We start from the raw sequence: 6,506 nt of genomic DNA, 5'->3' as shown, positions 1-6,506 counted from the left end.
GGGGATGGGAGGCGGTGTCGGCGTCGGCCGAGGAGGCGTGCCGTGGCGGGGGACCCGCGTCGTGGACGGCGGCCAGCAGCGCCTCTTCGGTGAGGGCGGGGCCGGAGAGTTCGGCGATGACGCGGCCGTGGTCGACGACCAGGCAGCGGTGGGCGAGGGCGGCCGCCNNGCGGGCGCCCACGTCGACGCCCTGGGTCGGCTCGTCCAACAGCAGGACGTCGACCTCACGGGCCTCGTTGATCCACCGGCCGAGCAGCAGCTTCTGCTGGTTGCCGCCGGAGAACGCGGCGGCCGCCAGCCCCGGTCGCGGGGGCCGCAGCCCGACCGCCTCGGCGAGCGAGCCGAACACCCGCCGCTCCGCGCCGAGGGCCCGCACCCCGCGCCGGGCGAGTGTCCGCACCGACGGCAGGAGCACGTTGTCCTGCGCGCTCAGCCCGGCGAACAGCCCCTGCGCGCGCCGGTCCGCCGGGACGAGCGCGATACCCGCGGCCAGCGCGTCGGCGGGCCGGGTCGGCGCGACGGCACGCTCACCGACGCGCACGGTGCCTCCGGACGCCCGGCGCCTGCCGAACACGGTCTCCAGTACGCGTGTACGCCCGGACCCGATGAGCCCGTACAGCCCCACGATCTCGCCCTCGCCGACGATGAGGTCCACGGGCCCGAACCCGGGCCCTCGCAGACCGCGCAGACTGAGCCGGGCGGCGTGCGCGGCCCTGCCGGAGGCGGGCACCAGCGCCCCGCCCCGCCCGAAGGCCTTGCGCACGGCGTCCTCCGCCGACACACGACGCCTGGCGGGGGCGCCGTGCTCGGAGGGTGCGCCGACGCTCTGCCCGGAGGGTCGGCGTGTGCTGGGGCTCGGCCTCGTGGGTCCGTGTGTGCTGAGGCCCGGCCCGGCGGGTGGGCGTGCGGTGACGCTCGGCTCGTCCGCGGCGGCCCCCCGCACCCGGCCCCCCGTGATCGCTTCCACCAGGTCCCGGCGGCTGTGGTTCCCCGCCGCCGAGTGGTGGGTGACCCGGCCGTCGCGGAGCACCGTCACCGCGTCCGCGAGCCGTTCCACCTCGGCCAGCAGATGGGTGACGTACACGACGGCGAGACCCTGGCCGCGCAGATCCTCGACCCGAGCGGCCAGCGCGTCGCTCTCCGCGCCGGACAGGGCGGCCGTCGGCTCGTCCAGGACCAGCACCGACGCGCTGCGGCTGAGCGCTTTGGCGATCTCCACCAACTGCTTCTGGCCCATGGGTAGTTCACCCACCCGGTCGCGCGGCGAGCAGCTCGCGGCGACCCGGTCGAGGAGCTCGGCGGCCACCTTCTCCTGGGCCCGCCGGTCGATGCGGCCGTACCGGGTCCACTCCTGGCCGAGGAAGATGTTCTCGGCCACGGTCAACGAGTCCACGACGCTCAGCGTCTGGAAGATGATCGCCACCCCGGCCGCGATCGACTCCCGGGGACTGAGGCGGCCGTACGGCACACCGCCCACCTCGATCGTCCCCGTGTCCGGCGGGAACGCCCCGCCGAGGCACTTGATCAGGGTGGACTTGCCGGCCCCGTTGTGCCCGAGCAGCGCGTGCACCTGCCCCGCGGGCACGGTGAGGTCCACCCCGTCCAGGGCCCGGACCCCGCCGAAGGACTTGCCCAGCGCGGTGATCCGCAGATTCGGCGGGTGGGACGGTCGGGCCGCCCCTGCCACCGCACCTGCCTCTGCTGCCCGGTCGGCGCCCTTCGCATCGTCGGCGCCCGTCGCCTCGTTCCTGTCGGCCATCGCGCGGCCCTACCCGTTCTGGGCGAGCAGCGCGTCGATCTCCGCCGTGTCGCCCCGCTGCACCAGCTTGACCGGCACCTGCGCGCTCGGGTCCGCCTTTCCCGCGGCGACCGCGAGCGGCACCTCCACGATGGCGTCGGCCATGTCCCGCGGCGCGAGCGCGGCGGAAACCCGGTAGAAGGTGCCCTGCTTGATGGCGAGGAGGGAGGGGACCGAGCCGTCCTGGCCGCCGACGAACGTCTTCCTGTCGTCCTTCTTCCGCCCCGCCTGCTGGAACGCCTTGTAACCGCCGTACGCCGCCGAGTCCGTGATGCCGAGGACGATGTTGAGGTCGGGGTGCTTGGCGAGCAGCGCGTTGGTCTTCGACAGCCCCGTGTCGGGGTCGATGGCCTGCTCCCGCGCCACCACGTCGACGCCCGGCGCCAGCTTGGTGAACGCGTCGATCATGCCCTTGGTGCGCTCCCGGCCCAGCTCGATCGTCTCGTCGATCAGGAACGCCACCTTGCCCTTGCCGTTCAGCTCCTCCTCGGCCCACTTCGCGGCCGCCTCGCCGAGCAGCGTGCCGCTCTCCCGGAAGCTGAACTGGATGTCGGCGCTCTGGTGCTCCAGAGACCCGCCGTACGTCACCCAGATCAGACCCGCGTCCAGCGCCGCCTCGGCGATCGACTCGGTGGCCTCGAAGACCATCGGGAACGACACGATCGCGGGCGTCTTCTGCGCGACCCAGGCGTTGAGGTTGCTGGCCTGCGTGTCGGGGTTGCCGGCGTCGCTGGTCGTCAGCAGCTTCGCGTCGTGCTTCTTCGCCGCGGCCGTCGAGAGCTTCACCAGCGTGGTGTAGAGCGGGAGTTGGGTGTACGGGTAGTCCAGACCGATCCGGGTGAGCGTCGTCGCGGAGGGAGACGCGCCACCGGCCTTCGGCGCGCCGGAGCCGCTCTCCGGCGCGCTGCACCCCGTGGCGGCCAGCCCGGTCGTGGCGAGGGCTCCGGCGGACCACGCGAGGAACTGCCTGCGCGAGGCCGGGACGACGGGGGACGGGCGTCTGGTCATGGCGGGGGTCTCCAAGGGGGCGTGGGCCCGGAAGCGACGTGCGTCCGGCTGTGCCGACCAGGAAAGACCCCCGCGCCCCGCCCCACCATCCGTACAAATACCGAGTGCGTACGGCGGGTGTCCGCCGCCCGAACGCCGGGTGGGGGCGGACCGGTCCCGTTGCGGCGGTCGCACGGCCCGCCCACGACGGGCGCGGGGTGCCGCGGGGCGGGTCACGGATCGGTGAACGCCTTGTCCGGCGACGGACCGCCCTCATATCGTTGGGGCCCAAAAGACCGCTGTCCGGTCTCGGGGCGGCCCCAGGAGGCTCGCATGCTCGACCACCAGCAGATCGCGGCCGCCACCCGCATCGGGATGCTCACCCGTGAACGCGACACCGCCTCCGCCTGCGCCGAGGCCCTGCGCGAACTCGGCCGCGCCCTGCCCCTCGACACCGCCACCCTCCTGGAGATGGACCCCGTCACGGGCGCCTACGCGCAGATCGCCGGTGTCGGCTACGACGCCGCGGTGTCCGACGCCCTGGCCGCCGAGTTCGTCTCGACACCCTGGTACGCCAACGTCCTGCGCTGCGAGATCCCACCCTCCATCTCCGGTGACATCGAGGAACCGGGGGAGCGCTACAGCGAGGGCTGGTTCTACGCCGAGCGGATGCGCCCGGCGGGCGTCCGTGACGCGGTGACGGGCGCCCTGCGCCACCAGGGCCGGCTCGTCGGCCTGATCACCCTCGCCACCGACACCCCGAACGCCTACGACACCGGCAGTCGCCGCCTCCTCGCCTCCCTCCTGCCCGCCCTCGGCGTCCTCGCCGACCCCACCGCCCACGCCGACGACCTCCACGACCTGCCGCCCGACGCCGGAGCGAGCCTGCTCGTCGCCGAGGACGTCCTCGACGTCCCCGGCCGGGCCCCTGCGGCGGTGCTGCGGGACACCGAGTTCCGTAGCCTGGCCCGCGCGTTCGCCGCGTCGCACGGCACGCGACTGCGCCTGCTGTGGCCCGTCGGCCAGGACTGGTACCGCGTCACCCTCCGCCGGCACACCCTCGGCGCGGCCGTCGCCCGGCGGGCGGTCCTCGTGCACGAGGCGCCCGGCCCACTGCCGTACGGCCTCAGCCCGCGTGAACTGGAGGTGCTCACCCGCGCCGCCACCGGCCAGACCAACCAGGCCATCGCGCAGGCGCTCTACCTGTCGCCGCGCACCGTGCACACCCACGTCGAGCATCTGCTGCGCAAGACCGGCGCCGCCTCCCGGGCGGAGGCCACGGCCCTCGCCGTACGGGACGGACTTCTCCGCCCGACCCCCGCGGACGTCGAACGTTTCGTCGAGCGGGCGCCCGGCGGCTGACGGCGGTTCAGTAGGGTTCCACGGATGACCGACACCGCGCCCGGAACCCGGCAGAGCCCGGCACCCGCCCCCGACCGACCCTTCCTCTACGTCGTCGTCTGCGCCGCCGGGATCGCCGTCGAGGTCGACAGACTCATCGCGGCGGCACAGCGACGGGGCTGGGAGGTCGGGGTCTTCGCGACCCCCGTCGCCATGGGCGGGTTCTTCGACACGGCGGCCGTCGAGGCGCGGACCGGCCGCCCCATCCGCTCCGCCTGGCGCTCCCCGAGCGACCCGCGGCCCTTCCCGCCGCCGGACGCCGTCGTAGTCGCGCCCGCCACCTTCAACACCCTCAACAAGTGGGCGGCGGGCACGGCCGACACCCTCGCCCTCGGCACCCTCTGCGAGGCGTACGGCCTCGGCGTCCCCATCGCCGTCCTGCCCTGCGTCTCCGAGGCCCTGGCGGCCCACCCGGCGTACCGCGCCAGCCTGGAGCGACTGCGCGGCATGGGCGTACGGTTCGGCGACCCGTACGCCGGTGAGGTCCGATCCGACGGCGTACGCCCCGAGTTCCGGTGGGAGCGGGCGCTGGACCTCCTGGATACGGAGGGCCGCCCCGTTCAATCGAACGGTTGAACCCGTCGCCGGCCTTCGGGCGACGCGCGGGGTTCTCACCCGGCCGCAGACTGACGGCGCCGCCCCGGCGGCACGCCGAACGACTCAGAGCCGCGGAAAGGACCGTGCCCCCCATGGCCAGCAACCTCAGCCGACGACGCATCCTCACCACCTCGGCGGGTGCCGCGCTCGGCGTACTCGCCGCCGCCGGCGGCACCGCCCGGGCCGCCGCCCCGGGGACGGAGTCGAGCCGCTCCTCGGCGGCCCGCGGCGAGGAGACCCGGTCGCTCGACGAGCTGTACCGCGCCGCCGTCGCCGAGGGCGGCAGGCTCGTCCTCTACGCGGGCGGCGACACCGCCACCCAGCAGAACGCCATGGCCGAGGCGTTCCGCGCCCGCTTCCCCGACATCGACCTCACGGTCGTCGTCGACTACAGCAAGTACCACGACGTCCGCGTCGACAACCAGCTCGCCACCGACACCCTGGTCCCCGACGTCGTCCAGCTCCAGACCCTCCAGGACTTCACCCGCTGGAAGCGCCGGGGCGAGCTGCTGCCGTACCGGCCCGCCGGGTTCTCGAAGGTGTACCGGCCCTTCCGCGACCCGGACGGCGCGTGGACGGCCGTGTCGGTCATCGGCTTCAGCTACCTGTACGACGTGGCCGCGGCCGGCGCCGACGCGCCCAAGTCGCCCTACGAGCTGGTCGATCCGCGTTGGAAGGGCCGCATCGCGTCCTCCTACCCGCACGACGACGACGCGGTGCTCTACCTCTTCTCCCTCTACCAGCAGGCGTACGGCTGGGACTGGATCGCGAAGTTCGCCGCGCAGCAGCCGCAGTTCAACCGGGGCTCGCACACCCCGGGCGTCGCCGTCAACGCCGGGCAGAAGGTCATCGGCGTCGGCGGCTCCGGCTCACTGACCACCCCCGCGAGCGCCCCGACCCGCTGGGTCGTGGCCGACGGGCACCCCTTCATGGCCTGGGGCCAGCGCGCCGCGATCCTGCGCAGGGCCGCCCACCCGACCGCCGCCAAGCTGTACCTCAACTGGTCGCTGTCCACCGAACGCCAGCAGGGCTCCCGCAACGGCTGGTCCGTCCGTACCGACGTCACCCCGGCCGGCGGGCTCAAGCCCGTCTGGGAGTACGCCGACGCGCATGTCGACGGCTTCCCCCGCTTCATGGAGGACCGCGCCGCCGTCGAACGGCTGAAGCAGACCTTCGCCCTCTACTTCGGCGAGGTCAAGGGCGACCCCACCCCGGGCTCCCTGGGCCTGCACCCCGGTCGGTGACCGGCTGACTCAAAACAGCGTGCACGGCATCACCCTTCACTACGGTCACACGGGTAACGACCCACACTCGGCCGGCTGCCCGCCGGTCCGGACCGTCGCGGAGGGAACCGCCGCCGTGCCCGCCAACGCCGCCCCCGCCGTCGTACGCCGCCGTCTGCTGTCGCCCGGACGACTGCCCGACCTGGTGTTCCTGACCGTCGTCATCGGAGGTCTGGTCCGCCTCGTCGACCGCAACTCCGCGCTGTGCTGGATCGTCGTGCCCCCGACCGTGCTGCTCGCCGTCGGGTACGTGGGCGGACTGGCCCTCTGGGGGCGGCTGGGGCGGCGGGGCAGACCCGTCTGGCTGGGCACGCTGCTGGGCCTGTGGTGCTGGATCTCCTGGGCCGTCCCCGCCGAGCACGGCAGCGGCTACACCTGGCTCGCGGTCCCGCTCGCGATCCTCGCGCTCAGGATGTTCGGCGAGCGGGCGGCACTGACTG

5 protein-coding genes and 1 pseudogene are annotated in these 6,506 nt (G+C 74.1%); 4 read left to right on the top strand and 2 right to left on the bottom strand.

Translation table 11 applies throughout. The annotated features are described in order from the left end of the window. Positions 1–169: 169 nt before the first annotated feature. Together AOK23_RS41065 and AOK23_RS41060 are read right to left on the bottom strand one after the other, a co-directional pair. A partial coding sequence (locus AOK23_RS41065; protein WP_240496803.1) for a sugar ABC transporter ATP-binding protein occupies positions 170–1,759 on the bottom strand: 1,590 nt, incomplete at its 3' end. A gap of 9 nt (positions 1,760–1,768) precedes the next feature. Continuing rightward, positions 1,769–2,806 (bottom strand): sugar ABC transporter substrate-binding protein, encoded by a 1,038-nt coding sequence (locus AOK23_RS41060; RefSeq protein ID WP_055717503.1) that lies wholly within the window; start codon positions 2,804–2,806, stop codon positions 1,769–1,771. Positions 2,807–3,118: 312 nt separating this feature from the next. On the opposite strand from AOK23_RS41060, the gene AOK23_RS41055 reads away from it, so the two are divergent. The 4 genes and pseudogenes from AOK23_RS41055 to AOK23_RS41040 all read left to right on the top strand — a co-directional run. Next, entirely contained in the window at positions 3,119–4,147 is a 1,029-nt protein-coding gene (locus AOK23_RS41055; RefSeq protein WP_055717502.1) for a helix-turn-helix transcriptional regulator, read from the top strand. 24 nt (positions 4,148–4,171) lie between these two features. After that, entirely contained in the window at positions 4,172–4,762 is a 591-nt protein-coding gene (locus AOK23_RS41050) for a flavoprotein (RefSeq protein WP_055717501.1), read from the top strand. A gap of 113 nt (positions 4,763–4,875) precedes the next feature. Continuing rightward, positions 4,876–6,027, top strand: coding sequence for an ABC transporter substrate-binding protein (locus AOK23_RS41045; RefSeq protein ID WP_055717500.1), 1,152 nt, complete (start codon positions 4,876–4,878; stop codon positions 6,025–6,027). A gap of 115 nt (positions 6,028–6,142) precedes the next feature. Continuing rightward, positions 6,143–6,506, top strand: a pseudogene (locus tag AOK23_RS41040) (sensor histidine kinase); the annotation flags it as partial.

Source organism: Streptomyces torulosus, from assembly GCF_001419765.1.
Classification (GTDB): Bacteria; Actinomycetota; Actinomycetes; order Streptomycetales; family Streptomycetaceae; genus Streptomyces; species Streptomyces torulosus.
The sequence above is the reverse complement of the archived record's forward strand: the minus strand, read 5'-3'. Positions and strand labels throughout refer to the sequence as shown.